At 68.8% G+C, this 14,832-nt stretch carries 9 protein-coding genes; 5 read left to right on the top strand and 4 right to left on the bottom strand.

The annotated features are described in order from the left end of the window. Window positions 1–840 precede the first annotated feature (840 nt). Complete coding sequence (locus tag ACZ44S_RS23150; RefSeq protein WP_466931968.1) at window positions 841–1,398, bottom strand: SMI1/KNR4 family protein; 558 nt, start codon at window positions 1,396–1,398, stop codon at window positions 841–843. Window positions 1,399–2,413: 1,015 nt separating this feature from the next. Continuing rightward, on the bottom strand, window positions 2,414–3,496 hold the full coding sequence (locus ACZ44S_RS23145; protein WP_466931966.1) for a LacI family DNA-binding transcriptional regulator: 1,083 nt from the start codon (window positions 3,494–3,496) through the stop codon (window positions 2,414–2,416). A 194-nt stretch (window positions 3,497–3,690) separates the two neighbouring features. On the opposite strand from ACZ44S_RS23145, the gene ACZ44S_RS23140 reads away from it, so the two are divergent. From ACZ44S_RS23140 to ACZ44S_RS23125, 4 genes are read left to right on the top strand one after another with little or no spacing between them, the layout of a single operon-like run. Beyond that, the gene (locus tag ACZ44S_RS23140) at window positions 3,691–4,593 is read left to right on the top strand and encodes an ABC transporter substrate-binding protein (protein ID WP_466931964.1); all 903 of its coding nucleotides are present in this window, start codon (window positions 3,691–3,693) and stop codon (window positions 4,591–4,593) included. Then, complete coding sequence (locus ACZ44S_RS23135; protein ID WP_466931962.1) at window positions 4,590–5,687, top strand: amino acid ABC transporter permease; 1,098 nt, start codon at window positions 4,590–4,592, stop codon at window positions 5,685–5,687. The genes ACZ44S_RS23140 and ACZ44S_RS23135 overlap by 4 nt, the downstream gene beginning before the upstream one ends. A 1-nt stretch (window position 5,688) precedes the next feature. Continuing rightward, window positions 5,689–6,432, top strand: coding sequence for an amino acid ABC transporter ATP-binding protein (locus ACZ44S_RS23130; RefSeq protein ID WP_037937135.1), 744 nt, complete (start codon window positions 5,689–5,691; stop codon window positions 6,430–6,432). After that, window positions 6,429–7,175, top strand: coding sequence for a type 1 glutamine amidotransferase (locus ACZ44S_RS23125; protein ID WP_466931960.1), 747 nt, complete (start codon window positions 6,429–6,431; stop codon window positions 7,173–7,175). The genes ACZ44S_RS23130 and ACZ44S_RS23125 overlap by 4 nt, the downstream gene beginning before the upstream one ends. A gap of 504 nt (window positions 7,176–7,679) precedes the next feature. On the opposite strand, the gene ACZ44S_RS23120 is transcribed toward ACZ44S_RS23125, so the two are convergent. Together ACZ44S_RS23120 and ACZ44S_RS23115 are read right to left on the bottom strand one after the other, a co-directional pair. Continuing rightward, window positions 7,680–10,190, bottom strand: a complete 2,511-nt coding sequence (locus tag ACZ44S_RS23120) for a GDSL-type esterase/lipase family protein (RefSeq protein ID WP_466931958.1) — start codon at window positions 10,188–10,190, stop codon at window positions 7,680–7,682. Between the two features lie 154 nt (window positions 10,191–10,344). Next, the gene (locus ACZ44S_RS23115; protein ID WP_466931956.1) at window positions 10,345–13,692 is read right to left on the bottom strand and encodes a S8 family peptidase; all 3,348 of its coding nucleotides are present in this window, start codon (window positions 13,690–13,692) and stop codon (window positions 10,345–10,347) included. Between the two features lie 315 nt (window positions 13,693–14,007). Between ACZ44S_RS23115 and ACZ44S_RS23110 the strand changes: the two genes are divergently transcribed. Continuing rightward, window positions 14,008–14,829, top strand: a complete 822-nt coding sequence (locus ACZ44S_RS23110; RefSeq protein ID WP_466931954.1) for a DUF1963 domain-containing protein — start codon at window positions 14,008–14,010, stop codon at window positions 14,827–14,829. Window positions 14,830–14,832: the final 3 nt, after the last annotated feature.

Raw genomic sequence — 14,832 nt, 5'->3', positions numbered from 1 at the left:
GCAGGGCCGAACCGACGCTGGGCGGAAACGTGCCAGCCTCCGGTGTCAGTGGCAACGGTTCCCGTGCGAGAAGGCACATAACGGCAAAGGGGGCCCCGGCAGCCACCGTGAGGTGTGGGCCCCCATGGACGGCGCCCCACCTGATCAGGTCATGGCCTGGTGCGACGTGATGATGATGTGGTCTGCCATCCGGCCGGGCGTCGAGGGCCAGGGTCAGCGGAACGGCGGCTGAGGGCCGAGCCCTTGACGCGGGGGAAGGCTGCCTCCGGCTGACGGTGAGAGTGGCCCTCGGCGCCTTCGGGCAGGGATTCCGTTGATCGGTGTGTTTGTCCGATCGGTCATCATCGGACAGGACGTGGAGACGCATCGAGCCGCGTAGGTGGGCTGCCGTCATCGCGCACACCCCGATCGCAAGCAGCGTGGCCAGTCGGCATCGGACACCCGGATCACGCGGGTCGGGCACCCGCGCAAGCGCCTGGAGCAGCCCATCCGCCGGCACCTCCCTGACCACACCGGTGAACAAGCGGGGTGACGTGCCCGGGGGTACGGACAGGAGGGAAGATGGAGCGACGAGCACGGCAGCGTTGCTGATGTGGGAGGGGCCGACGGCCACCGGTTGAACGGGCTGTCGCCTGGCTCGTCCACCGGAACCGGCGCGTGCGTTAGCGCGGCACCCGCCCGAACCACACCTGGCTCCACAACCGGGCCGCCGCCCTCAATCTCCGCCGCCTGATCAACCTCGACCTCACCCACAACAACACCTGGCACCTCGGCATGGCCACCGAATGACCGGAGGGGCTGCCCGGCCTCCGGCCGGACAGCCCCTCACCAAGATCTTCATCAGTCCCGTACTGCTTCCCGCGCCATGGCGGTGAAGTCGCTGTAAGGCTCGGGGTCGTCGCCGTCGCCGGGCCACCACTCGTACGCGGTCCACTCGCCGTTCTCCCCGATGCTGTCGGCGTGCAGCAGCCAGTAGCAGCCACTACCGCCGTCGTCGTCGCCGATCAGCAGGGAGCGCTTGAGCATGGGGAAATACTCCCCGAAGACTTCCAGCTCCGACCATGCTTCCATGAGGTCGGCACACAGGTCGGTGAACCAGCCGATGTCCCCGACCTGGAAAAGGTCGACGAACCCGATGTTCTCCCAGCCGTCGCTGACCCGGAGGAAGTTGCGGTACGAGGGAGGAAGCCTCACCCCGAGCCGCTCCTCGGCGGCCACGATCGCTTCCTCGCCAGCCGGTTCGGCACCGGCCCACCCGGCCTCCAGCCGCTCCTCACTGATGACCTGCCGACCCTCCTCGATGGCCTCACGGATCTCGTCCGAGTTGATGTGCCTGGCGTTGTAGTCGGTGAGGAACGCACGCCATTCCGCGACCGTCATGGTCGAAGGGGTCGTCATACTCAACTCCGATAGTTGACACGGTAGGTCTCGGACAGCCTCACACGCCCCACTGACAGTCGAGGTTGTGCACGTGCCGACGATCCAGGCTGTCGAGCCGACCTTCCGGAGACAGCACTGACCGGTCCCATACTGCCCAACGGTCATTGGGTAAACGCTGCCGCTTCCTTGCCCGGCCCTCCCGCACCGCACGACCGACCGCCTCGCCCGCGGCCGCGCCGGTGTCAGCGACCTGGCGGCCGGCACAAACGACATACGGGTGCCCGGGACGGAGCGGGCAGTGCGTCATACCGCGGGGCCACCTGACCGCTGCCGGGCGATCACCGCCGGTTGCAGAAGTCCGCCGGTCACGCCCGATGCCACCGGACTGACCAGCGCGTACTCCACCGTGTCGCAACTGCTCCGGCCACGCGGCGCGGGTCGTGTCCCGTGCCGGATCGCCGCCGACCTCGCGGTGACGGTGGCGGACGGCGGCGAAGCGATCGCGGACCGGACTGTCCTGCGCGACCAGGGCGCCGGTTCGCGTCGAGCACGACCACGGCGACGACTGCAGCAGCGACACCGACTGCCTGGCGGCTGCCGGCCGCCGTCGACGAACGTCTACCGGACCGCCTGCGCCCGGCCCGCGCTCATGCCTGGGAAGTGGCCTGGCTGCGGATATCCGAGCCTTTCATGGTCTTCCAGCAGCCATCACGTACTCGCCTTCAGCGCAATGGCCGAACGCGGCACAGAGGTGTGATCGGTATCCCTCCGACAGCGGCTATGAGCCGACGGAGGTATGTGCCGGCGCGTCTGGCATCCTGCTCGGGCGAGGAGCGGCCGCATCAGGTCGTCGACGGCCGCTCGTGTGCGCGGCATCGACCTGGGCGGGGCGGCCCAGGTCCGACTGCAGTGATCGACTCTTGTTCAGGTCGCGCGCAGCCGGTTCAGGTGGGGAACTCGCCCTGTGACCGGTCGCGTCACCGCAACGGCACCAAGGAGACGATGCCCCTGGGTGAGAGCGCTCGGGACGCGCTCACCTGGTGCTCGGCTCGGCACGGCGTGTGGAACCGCGTACGAGCACGGTGCACGGGACGACCGAGTTGCCCGGGTCCTTGCCGTCGAGAACGTCGATGAGCGCCGCTACGCATTCGGCGCCCAGGCGGCGGGCGTCGAGGCTGAGCGCGGTCAGGGGGACCTCCCAGTCGGTGGTCCCGGCCGCCTGGTCGCTCGCCCGCATCACGCTGATCATGAGGTCGCCGGGGACGGTGAGGCCCAGTCGCCGGGCCGCGACGATGAGGGCTTGCCCGTAGGTCTCGTTGAGTCCGTGCACGGCGTCGGGCCGGTCCGGGGCGGACAGCATGCGCAGAGCCGCTTCGACGGGGTCCTCCGTGACGGCGGGGGTCTCGACGAGGGGGGCCTGGCCGGCCGTGGCGCACCACTGGCGGTAGAGACGCTCACAGTCCTGGGTGTACGCGTCGGGTTCGGGGCCGGAGAGCAGGCCGACCCGGGCGGCGCCGGCCTCCCGTAGGTGGCCGAGAATCGCCGCCATGCCGTGCTCCAGGTCGCTCTCCACCGTGGGGACGTCCTCGTACCCCGGGTCGATGGGGCGGCCGTCCGTGACCACGGGCATGCCGCGCCGGGCGCAGTCGGCGAGCAGCGGATCCTCACGTACGGGGTCGACGATGATCATCCCGTCCATGGGGACGCGTGCCCACAGTCCCGAGGCCGGGTCGCCGGGGACGGCGACGAGCGCGTAGTCGCGCTCCACGGCCGCCATGGTGGCGCCCGCCGAGAAGGCTGCGTAGTAGGGCCGGTAGGTGCTGGCCCAGGGGAGGTCCGCCATGTGGCCGACGACAAGGCCCAGGATGCCGGTCCGACCGGAGACCAGGCCCCGGGCGACGGGGTCGGGCCGGTAGCCGAGTTCGGCCGCGGCGCGGCGCACCCGTTCGCGGGTGGCCGGGGCGATCTGGCCCTTGCCGCGCAGGGCGTGCGACACGGTCGTGATGGACAGGCCGGTCGCCTCCGCCACGTCGCGGATGCCGACGCGCCGCCCCGCCCCCCTGGCGGATGCCGGTGCGCGGCCGGTCGTTCGTGTCGCGTCCTCACGGCTGGACATGCCTGTGTCGCCCTCCCCTTGTCGGCGGCCGGAGCGGCCCCGGTGCCACGCTCCCGCGCGGTCCGTCGGACATCGTGCCCGACCCGCTGTGCCCAAAACGTTTTGGTCTCCCTGTGCTCGGGCTATTGACGGACCCAAAACGTTTTGGGCACTGTAGCGCACCAATGGTTTCCGGCCACGTCCCTAGGAGCGCCATGCGCACCCTCCGTACCCTCGCCGTCCCCGCACTCAGCGCCGTGCTGCTGGCGGCCCTCACCGCCTGCGGCGGCTCCGCGTCCGCCGGCGGAGACTCCACGTCCCACACCACCGACTCCAAGGGGAAGCGCACCTACGGCGAGTGCGAGGTGACCGGCGAGCGCGGCTCGATCGACCTGAAGACCGTCGAGAAGGACACCCTCACCGTCGTCGGTGACCTGCCCAGTCCCGGCTGGTGGAACGGCGACACCGTCCGCCAGATCGACAACGGCTACGAGTACTGCATGGCCGCGACCCTCGCCTACCGGGCCGGTCTGCCCAAGCTCACCGTGCGCAACGTGTCCTTCGACGCGCTGGTCGCCGGCAAGAGCAACGATTTCGACCTGGCCCTCGCGGAGATATCCATCACCGACGAACGCCGCAAGGTCGTCGACTTCTCCGCCCCTTACTTCGCCTCCAACATCGGCGTCCTGGTGAAGTCCGGCTCCAAGGCCACCCAGGACACCATCACCGGCCTCCAACTCGGCGTGAAACAGGGCACCACGGGGGCCGACTTCGTCCGCGACAAGCTGCGTCCGGAGAAGGCGCCGAAGGTGTTCGCCGGTGACGTCGAGCTGCAGGCCGCCGTCCAGGCCGGCCAGATCGACGCCGCCCTCACCGACGTCGCGATCATGCTCGGCAAGGCCAAGGAGTCCAAGGGCAAGCTCGAGGTGATCGGCCAGTACGACACCGGCGAGTCCTACGGAGCCCTCTACCCCAAGGGCAGCGAGAACGCCGCCGCCCTGGACGGAGCCATCGAGGAGATGAAGAAGGACGGCACCCTCGCCGGCCTCGCCTCCACCTACCTCACCAAGGCCTTCGGCGGCGACCCCGAGGCCATCCCGCTCTGGAGCGCCAAGTGACGCTGACCGCAAGCCCGTTGACCACCGGGCAGAAGGAACCGGCGAAGAGCACACCGCCCCCGCCGGCCCTGCCGCTCGCCGCCGTCGCGCTGGCGGGCGTCCTGATCACCGTGGTGCTGACCGGCGTCACCGCCGCGGCCGCCGGACGGGTGCTGCCCACCGCGGCGGCGGTCACCGGCGCCGCCGTGGTGACCGCCGCGCTGCTCACCCTGCTCCGGCCCGCGGCGCGAGCGGTGAGCTCGGCCCGTACCGCCACCGCGGCCTGGAAGGAACAGCGGCCCGCCGACGCCCGCCGGGCCGCCTCCGAAGCCCGAGAGGACGCCTGGACCACCCTCGGCTGGTGTCTGGCCGCGCTGGTGCTGCTCGGTGCCGTCTGGTTCCTGACCACCAACGACCGCGCGGTCCAGCGCACCTTCTTCGACGGCTCGGTCATCGAACTGAGCTTCCGGGAGATCGTGTCCGCCTTCGGCACCAATCTCTTCATCGCCGTCGTCGCCCAGATCCTGATCCTCGCCTGGGGACTGACGCTCGCGTTGGCCCGGATGGCGCCGGGCCGGGCCGGCCGCCCGCTGCGGCTGCTCGCGACCACTTACATCGACGGCTTCCGCGCCATCCCGGCGATCATCATCATCTACCTGATCGGCTTCGGGCTGCCGCTCGCCGAAGTGCCGCTCCTCAGTTCACTCAGCCCGGTCTGGTTCGCGATCCTCGCTCTCACCCTCACCTACGGCGCGTACGTCGCCGAGGTGTTCCGGGCCGGCATCGAGTCCATCGCCCCAGGCCAGACCGCGGCGGCCCGCTCCCTGGGCCTCTCGCAGAGCGCCACCATGCGCCACGTCGTACTGCCCCAGGCCACCCGCCGCGTCGTCCCGCCCCTGCTCAACGACTTCATCAGTCTGCAGAAGGACACCGCCCTGGTGAACATCATCGGCACCATCGACGCCTTCAACCAGTCGAAGATCTTCGCGTCGAACCACTTCAACCTCTCCTCGGTCACCGTGGTCGCGGCCCTCTTCATCCTCATCACGATCCCCCAGGCCCGGTTCGTCGACCGGCTCATCGCCCGGGAACAGCGCCGCGGCAAGGGAGCCTGACATGCCCTTCATCGAAATCGACGCCGTACACAAGAGCTACGGCACCACCCCGGTCCTGCGCGGCATCGACCTGGACGTCGAACAGCACCAGGTGGTGACTCTGATCGGTGCCTCCGGCAGCGGCAAGTCGACACTGCTGCGGTGCGTCAACGGGCTGGAGGACATCAGCGCCGGCGAGATACGGGTCGGCGGCGAGACCGCGTCGGGCCGCGGCACCGACGTGAACCGGCTGCGCCGCGACGTCGGCATGGTGTTCCAGCACTTCAACCTCTTCCCGCACATGAACGTCGTACGCAATGTCGCGCTCGCCCCGATGCGGGTGGCCGGAGTACCCCGAGCCGAGGCGGAGGAACGGGCCCGCACGCTCCTCGCCCGCGTCGGCCTCGCCGACAAGGCCGAGCGCATGCCCGACCAGCTCTCCGGGGGACAGCAGCAGAGGGTGGCCATCGTCCGCGCACTGGCCACCCAGCCGCGTGCCCTGCTCCTCGACGAGATCACCTCGGCTCTCGACCCCGAACTGGTCGCCGAGGTCCTCGACATCGTCCGCGAACTCGCCGACAGCGGCATGACCATGCTGCTGGCCACCCACGAAATGGGCTTCGCCCGGGAGGTGTCGCACAAAGTGTGCTTCCTGCATCAAGGCGTCCTGCTGGAGGAAGGCCCGCCCGAGCAGATCTTCGGCGACCCGCAGGAGGAACGCACCCGCGCCTTCCTGCGCCGCATCGTCGAGGCCGGGCGGCTGTGAGCGCGCCCCGGGTGCTCGTCGTGGAGCACGAGAACGGTACGGGCCCGGCCCAGGTCGGCGAACGCCTCACCGCGCGGGGACTGGACCTCGTCATACGCCGCCCCTGGGCGGGTGACCTGCTTCCCCTGACGCCGGACGACTACGACGGACTCCTGGTCCTCGGCGGTTCCATGGGCCCCTACGACGAGGAACAGGCCCCTTGGCTGTCCGCGGCCGGCGACCTGCTGCGCCAGGCCGTCGCCCGGGACATGCCGACCCTGGGCATCTGCCTCGGCATGGAACTGCTCACGGTGGCCTGCGGAGGCACGGTCCGGTACTCCGAGCGGCCGGAGGTGGGCCTGTGCGAGCTGACTCCTCTGCTGCCCGCGTCGAGGGACGAACTCTTCGCCCCTCTCACGCGGTTGGACACGCCCCCGTGCGCCGTGCAGTGGCACTGGGAGGAGACCGCGGTCCTGCCCGAGGGCGCCGTCCCCCTTCTCACCAGCGCACGCTGCGCGCACCAGGCCTACCGCATGGGAACCTCCGTATGGGGTGTCCAGTTCCACCCCGAGGTGCTGGCCGACGACATCGCGGGCTGGGGTACCTCCGACGTGGGCCCGCTGAGAGCACTCGGCCTCGACCCGTCCTCGGTGGTCGCCCATGTGGCAGGCGAGGAGGAAAGGTTGCGCGCGCTGTGGGGCTCCTTCGCCGAACGATGGGGCGACATTGTGACGGCCCGCAGAACGGCACCGGTCCGTCCATGAGCCGGCCGGGCCAGGCGAGGGCGGCGGAGGACTGACTGCCCACAGCCTCACCGGGCGCGGCCCGGCCCGGGCCGCGCGGAGGAGGCGCCCCGGATTCTCGGCCTCGAGCAGGGCGCTCTCCGTCCCGCGGCCGCGCCGGCTCCTGGCCCTCGCCCCCCACCCGCTTCACGGCGTCCGGGCACGGCCAGGGCCCGTCCTTCGGACCCACGTCCACAGCGACTTGCCGTGATGCCGAGCTCCGCGGCCACCGCCGTGTACGTCCGCTTGCCGGCCGCGGCACGGGAGAGCCCTCGATCGCGGACTCGGGCAGCCGCTTGGTCAGATGCTGCATCGGCCCGCTCTCGCGTCAGATGCAGCCCCTCGGCCTGGGCCCGGCCCACCAGTTCATCGATGAGCCGGGCGTCCACCGCCTTCGACGTCTGCAGCTCAGGCGTCCCGGTGGACCCGAGCAGCCGGCCGATCACCCGCACGGATGGGGGAGGGGGACAGCCAGTCAGCCCTGCGTCACGGGTGGAAGGTGGTGAAGTAGTTCGCGGGGAGAGCATTGAGCCAGGCGTGGGTGACGCCGGTCCAGCCGATCCTCACGAAGTCGTCCTTGCCGTCTCCGTCGACGTCGGCGAACTGGATATCCTTCGGAGGAAGGCCAGTGTCACCAGCGATCTTGCCGATGTCCCGGTACGTTCCGCCCGAGCCCCTTGGCCCTTCGTTGATCCAGGCCCTGGCGCCGCCGTTGGCGGTGATCAGGATCCGGTCGTCGCGCTTGTCCCCGTTGATGTCGGCGTATCTGATCTCCCGGGGGTTCTGCAGGGCGCCGCTGATGTTCTGGGGGGAGGTCCAGTCCAACCACGTGCGGCCGTCGCCGTTCCGGAAGTCACGGTTGTACCAGGCGGTGGTCGTGCCGTCCGGCTCGATCAGCAGGTAGTCGTCCCGGCCTCCTCCTGTGACGTCGGCGAACCGGATTTTGGTGGCAGGGTCGATCGTCAGGGACTTACCGGCCGATCCCTTGTCGAAGACACTGGCCACCCCTTCGTACTTGTTCGCGCACATCCGCGCACCGACTGGGTTGTCGGCCTTCCAGGTATAAACCTGCAACCTGCCTGTCAGGTCGACCGACACACAGTCGGGGAAGTCGTCACCGTCCAGGTCGGCGAAGCGCAACTGGTTACCCACCACTCCAGTGGGGGGCTTGTAGGAATTCTTGCCTTCGACGAAGGGCACCCAGCCCTTGCCGGAGGGGCCGCCGTTCCACCAGAAACGGAAGTTCTGGTGCTGATCGACCGTCACGAACTCGGCCTTGCGGTCCTTGTTGATATCCACCATCCAGAACCGGTTGGTAGAGGGGAACTGCTGGGACTGGATGACACCGTGGTCCTTCCAGCCCGGCCCCAGCTTGCTGCCGCCGTTGTCACCAGTACCTCCGGTGCCGCCGGGACCGTCGTCTCGCGTCGGGCAGGCGTCGGACACCGCTTCGCCGTCCTGTTCCAACGGTTCCAGGATCCACCCCTGATCGTTGGCCTTGTTGGCGGCCTTCACAAACGCCGCGCCGATCTTGTCGTAGCCCTCGTCGGTGGGGTGAATGCCGTCGGAGGTGTGGATGTCGGAAGGTTCCAGGTGGGAGATGTCGGTGTAGACCACGGACAGGCCACGCTGTACGAACCGGTCCACCAGCGCCGGGATCTGGGCGGTGAACTTCTCGCCGCGGGCGTTCCTGGCGGGATCGTGGAAGGGCTGTAGTCCCGCCACCAGCACGGTGGCGCCCGGGACGTCGGTGGTGACCTGATCGATGAGCGCTTCCAGCCGGTTGATGGCGCCGTCCATCTGGTAGTCCTGGATGGCGTCGTTCCCGCCCGCGAGGACGGTGACGACATTGGGGAGGTAGAGCGGGACGGAGCAGCTCGCCTTGCCGGCGATCTCGTTGATCCGGTAACCACGCCAGCCCTCGGTCTCCCGGTCAGGCATCGTCCCCACCCGGACCGACCCCACCCAGTCCACTTCGGGTGTGGCGTCCTTGTCGTCCTGGGTCCCCGCCTCGGCGAGGGACGGCGAGACCCTGTGCTCGCCGGTCTTCCCCGCATTGCGGTCGGCGATCTGTTGCAGTCCCCGGTCGACAGTGTCCCGGTAGCCATTGCCGTCGGAGCTGCCTTCACCCCAGGTGCTCGAGGACCCCAGTGCCATGACGCGAATGGCCCGCTTCAACTCGTCATGGGGCTCGTACACCTTCATGCGGGCTTCCTGCTGCAGCCAGTCGTGCACACAGTTGCGCTGGGACCCGCACAGCGGGTTGTCGTATGTCGGGGATATGTACGCGTCGGCCGGGCGGTTCGAGTCAGTAACGCTCTGCGAGAGGACACCCGTGACCACTCGGACCCGAGGGCTGCCCCAGTACCCGGACGGCCCGCCGGAGTCCCCCTCCCGCAGCCTGGCCTTGAGCGCTCGGATCTTGTAAGCGGGACCGCCCGCGCTGTCCTTGAGTCCTTCTTCGTTGTCGGTCACCTTGGTGTACGCGCCCTTGAGGACGGGGGAAGCGGTGCAGGACGCGCAGGTCTTACCCCAGCCGTAGGACTCAAGTTGGCTTTTGAACCTCACCTTCTTGTTCGGCGCCAGCTTCGCGTAGGGGTGTCCTTGGGTATTCAAGTGCCCTTCCGTCGGCGCAGTCTCCAGAACCGCCAGGTCATGACGGAACTTAACTGAGACAACGTTGTGCCTGTTGCCCGCACCCAGCGTGGTGGAGCCCACCCGTACGAAGAACTCGTAGTACGGAGCGAATTTGAAACAGTGTGCGGCGGTGAGGATCCAGTGCGTGCCGGTGACGACCCCTGAGCAGGCGTACTGGTCTGGCCTGCCGTCCACGCCTTTCAGCCATATCTGGGCCATATCGGTCCCGGAAGCGGAACTGGTGAATCCGTCCTCGACTGCCTTGGCCTGGGGTGCGGGTGAGATCAGGAGGGATCCGCAGGCCAGAATGCCTGCCAGGACAGCGACCCATCTGAACCGCCATGCTTGATGGCGCAACATTTCTGACATGTTTCTCTCTCTGTATGCGCGGCATCCACGCGTCGTGGATGCCGTCACAGGACCAGCGGGCGGGCGGGATCAGAGATCCGCTGACGTACCCAGCCATGCGGATGGCCCGCCGGGAGGGACCTCCGGCGGGCCATCCGCTCACGGTCTACTTGCCGTAGTAGGCGTTGTAGACGGAGACCGTCGACGTGTTGTTCTTTTTGTCCGTGACCTCGGCGCGGAAGGAGATCGCCTTCCCCCTCGCCGGGTTCTTGACAGTGATCTTCCCCTTCTTGACCGTGGTCTTCTTCCAGGTCTTGCCGTAGTCGTAGGACACGTACACCGACAGGGACTTGAGGTTCTTACCCTGGGCGGCGCCCTCCACGGAGACCGGGATCGTGGCCTTTTTGCCGGCCGTCACCTTGCTGTCCAGGCCCGTGGCCGCGAGGAAGCGGACCGTGGAGGCCGGAAGCTGCTTGAGGTCGGCGGTCTTCTTGGAGCGGAAGGTCCAGCTCGCGTCGATCCGCGTGGACGCGGCGGCGACCTTGGCGCTCCGCTTGACCGAAGTGGTCAGCCTGTACGAGGCGTCACCCGGCGGAACCTCGAACTCGTCAAGGCCGTTCGGAGTGCCGTCGTACGAGCCGATCTTTTTGCCGTTGCGGTAGAGACTGGTGACGGCCGAACTCGTCACCGAGTCCCCGAGGTGGCCTTTGCCGTCCGAGAAGAGATACAGAGAGCCGTAGATCTTGTTGCCGTTGCGGAAAACACCGTCGTCCTTGGTGAGACTCGGGCCGAAGACCGCCGTGTTCACGGTCTCCCTGTAGGTCTTGCCGCCCTTATAGGTCTTCCCCTCACCGATGAGGTAGACGGTGTCGAGGTCCGGCGGGCCCTCCTGCCTGTGGTCCTCCTGCGCGAAGTCGATGTTCCATGTGACCTTGTCCGAGGTGGACAGGTGCAGGGTGTGGGTGCCGGGCAGCCGCTGCGGGACACCGATCGACGACCAGGAGATGCCACCGGGCAACACGTACCGTGCGTCGAACACACCCTTCTTGCCCGGGGCGGGCGCGCCCATGCTGACCTTCACCGTGGCCAGGTCACTCGCCTTGTAGTGCCGGGTGTAGCCGGTGGCGAGCCTGTCGACCCCGGAGACCGTGGTGATGCTGTACTGCTCCTCGTCGCCCTTGTACCAGTGCGCGTCCCACTGCTGGGTGAGGACGCCCTTGGGGAGCCGCGGACCCACGTGCGCGGAAGCGAAGCCGTTGTACGACTCGAGCAACCAGCCGCCGCTGTAGGACGAGTCCTTCGTCTTCAGGTCGTAGTCGACCGAGGCGAACAACGGCGTGGCCTTCTTGTCCGGCACGGTGATGTCCACCGGCTTGGCCTTGCGGGCGTCCAGTGTGACCGAGGTGTTCCTGGTGACGCTCACCTTCGGCTGGGCGAGCCAGTCGAGACGCTTGTAGTCCTCGGCCGGACCGAGGAAGACACCGGAGTCCAGGAAGTAGTCGCCCTTGGGAACCCGCAGCGTGACAGTGCCGTCGGAGTCGTGGAGGTCGAAAACCTTGCCCGTGGCGGTACCCGTCGTGGCGGCCAGGGTCGACCAGTGGTTGCCGGTCGGCTTGCCGTCACGGCCGAGGACCTTCACCGTCACGTCGTACGACTCGACCTCGCGTTCCACCGCGGCGGCCGTGCGCACGGTCTGCCCGCCGCCGGTGGCGACCACGTAGGCCGAGTAGGCGCCGTCGACCGTGTCGCCGAGGCGGGTGTCGACGGTGACGTCCACGGAGGCCTTGCCGCCCGCCGGGACCGTGACGGTGGTGGCGCCCAGCGTGAAGAAGCCGGCCGGGGCCGCCTTGCCCTTGGGGTTCGTGGCGGTCGACGTCAGCTTCAGGGTGACGTCCTCGGTGCCCAGGTTGCGGTAGGTGAGCTGCTTGGTGACCGGCTTGTCGTCGGTGTGCGGCCACTGCTGGAGCCCGAAGCCCAGCGAGCCGGGCTCGGCGATCACCGTCTGTGTGATCGCCCGGTCGACCTGGATCCGGCCCGAACCCTGCTCGAACGCCGTGTACGCGCCTGCCTTGGTGGAGCCGGTGAGCGCGCTCTTCAGCTCGGTGTGCTTCCACTGCGGGTGCTGCTGCTTCAGGATCGCCGCCGCGCCCGCCACGTGCGGGGTCGCCATCGACGTACCCGAGATGGTCATGTAGCCATCCGGCTCCTCGCCCACCTCCCCGACGATCAGGTTGCCGTCGGCCGAGGCGGCCGTGATGTCGACGCCGGGAGCGGTGACGTCCGGCTTCAGACCGCCGTCTCCGGTGCGGGGGCCGGTGGAGGAGAAGTCGGCGAGCGCGTCCTTGTCGTCGACGGCGCCGACGGTGAGGGCGGCGTCCGCGCTGCCGGGCGAACCGATCGACTGCGGGCCGTCGTTGCCGGCCGCGATGGCGAACAGCACGCCCTTCTCGGCCGAGAGCCGGTTGACCGCCTCTTCCAGCGCATCGATGCCGGGGGTGTCGGTGCCGCCCAGGCTCATGTTGATGACGTCGGCGCCCTGCGCGGCCGCCCACTCCATCCCGGCGAGGATGCCGGAGTCGTCACCGGAGCCGTCGTCGCTCAGCACCTTGCCGTTGAGGATCTTCGCGCCGGGCGCGACACCCTTGTATCTGCCCTTGGACTTGGCGCCCGTACCTGCCGCGATGGACGCGACATGGGTGCCGTGGCCGTACCTGTCGCCGGCCGTGGGCGCGGAGGTGAAGTTCCTGGACGCGGCCACCTGGCCCTTGAGGTCCGGGTGGGTGGCGTCGACGCCGGTGTCCAGGACGGCGATCTTGACGCCCTTGCCGTCGTAGCCGGCCGCCCACGCCTTCGGCGTGCCGATCTGCGCCACGGACGTGTCGAGAGAGGCCTTGCGGACCCCGTCCAGCCACACATGGGCGACACCGGAGGCGGTCTTGTCACCATCGGTGACGGCCTCCCACAGATCGGAGGCGTCCTTGTGCGAGGTCTGCACCGCGTCCGCGTTCAAGGCTGTCAGGGAACGGCGCAGATCACCCGCCTCCCGGACATCCGCCTTGGCGGTCTTCGCGGAACCCCGGTAGCCGACGATGGCCCTCGGGCCCCGCTTGTGGGAGTCACGCATCGCGGACTTGTTCAACTCGGTGATGTCGAACAGCCGCCGGTCGACCTTGCCGGTCGCGATCAGCCGGGCCGCGTCCGCCGGGATCACCAGCGTGTGCCCGTCGACCCTGCGGACATGGAAGGGCACGTGTTCCCGCCCCTTCCCCCGCTCCAAGCCCACCACACGGCCCTTGGCGTCCACCGCGACCCGGTCACCCGTGATCAGCGTGATGTGGTGCTTCGTCTTCAGCGACGGCCCTTTCGCGGCGCCCGCCTTCGACGGCACCTGCGAAGCGGTGGCCGTCCGCTGCTTCCCGTCGGCCGACGCCGGGCCGGCCATGCCCGCCGTGAGCGCCACGGCGGCCGCCCCCGCGACCGTGGCCCCGCATGCCCTTCTCACTTTTCTGCGCACGTCCTTCTCCCCCTTGAGGAGTCGCCGGATGGGATGTCACATCACCCGGCAGAAGCGGTCCCGGGGCGCGCCTGCGCGCCCCGGAACGAAGTCTTCCGGCACTGATCAAGCCCTTCAAGGACAGTCGGAAAGCGTGGGGAATCCGATGGGCGACCTTAACTGCGTTGCCGTAACTCCGTTACGAGACCGTGTGGTTGTGGCTCAGAGGACGGTACCCGAGCATGAGAAGACGACGTGACGGCCCGGCTTGACGCCGTAGTTGCCAGAACGGTCCCCGGGCATTCCGGGAGGGACGGGCTCGATAGGGTTCCCCGCATGAGGCCTGAGGTGCTGAACAGACTGAGCCGATACCGTGCGGAGCTGACGGCGGAGCAAGTCCCCGCCACCGTCGTCGAACAGTGGACGGACGCCGCCCTCCCCTGCGCGACCCTGACTCTGAACGGCGCCGGACCGACCGTAGGCCGCTATGGTGGTCCCCTCCTCCTCCCCCCTGATGCCCCGGACCCCGAGTTTCCCCTCGTCGCCTCGCTCAATTGTGCCGACCTGTCCGAAGAGGTGACGGGACTCCCGCTGCCGCCCGACGGCCGTCTGCTGCTCTTCGGGTTCCCCGACCCGGATGCCGGAGGCGACGTGATGTACGTGCCCGAGGGCGCGACCGTCGAGGAACGCGCGGGAATCTTCGACTACTCCGAGGAGAACGGCCTGGAGGACTGGCGGGAGATACACGAGGCGTTCTGGCAGGGTGACCTGAGCCTGACCGCAGACGTGTCCCTGCCGTTCCACGGCAGCAAGGCGGTGGCCACGGCACACGGCTGGCGCGGTGAGGAGCTTCCCTGGGCTCCCTACGGCAACGTCCACGACGCGCTGTTGGACGTGTGTGCCAGTGGCTTCCCGGCCGGCGGGTGGGTGCAGGTGGGTGGGCACCCCAAGCACGAATCCATGGACACGAATCCTGTGGAGTCGGTTGCGATCCATGCGGACGAGACCGGGGACCTGAGGGACTGGGTGCTGCTGGCCGAGTGGCATCCCGGCATCGAGGGCAGGGAGGGCTTGTCCCTCCACTGGGCGATCCGGAGGCAGGCGCTCGCCGCCCGGCGCTTCGACCTGGTGGAGACGACGATGTTCTGGAATCCGTGAGCG

Source organism: Streptomyces malachitofuscus (genome assembly GCF_055571035.1).
Note: the sequence above shows the minus strand (reverse complement) of the source record. Positions and strands in the feature narration are given on the sequence as shown.

Excerpts from the sequence above, each read along its gene's own strand:
- ACZ44S_RS23150 (WP_466931968.1), bottom strand. The coding sequence starts at position 1,398 with ATGACGACCCCTTCGACCATGACGGTCGCGGAATGGCGTGCGTTCCTC.
- ACZ44S_RS23145 (WP_466931966.1), bottom strand. The coding sequence starts at position 3,496 with ATGTCCAGCCGTGAGGACGCGACACGAACGACCGGCCGCGCACCGGCA.
- ACZ44S_RS23140 (WP_466931964.1), top strand. The coding sequence starts at position 3,691 with ATGCGCACCCTCCGTACCCTCGCCGTCCCCGCACTCAGCGCCGTGCTG.
- ACZ44S_RS23130 (WP_037937135.1), top strand. The coding sequence starts at position 5,689 with ATGCCCTTCATCGAAATCGACGCCGTACACAAGAGCTACGGCACCACC.
- ACZ44S_RS23120 (WP_466931958.1), bottom strand. The coding sequence starts at position 10,190 with ATGTTGCGCCATCAAGCATGGCGGTTCAGATGGGTCGCTGTCCTGGCA.
- ACZ44S_RS23110 (WP_466931954.1), top strand. The coding sequence starts at position 14,008 with ATGAGGCCTGAGGTGCTGAACAGACTGAGCCGATACCGTGCGGAGCTG.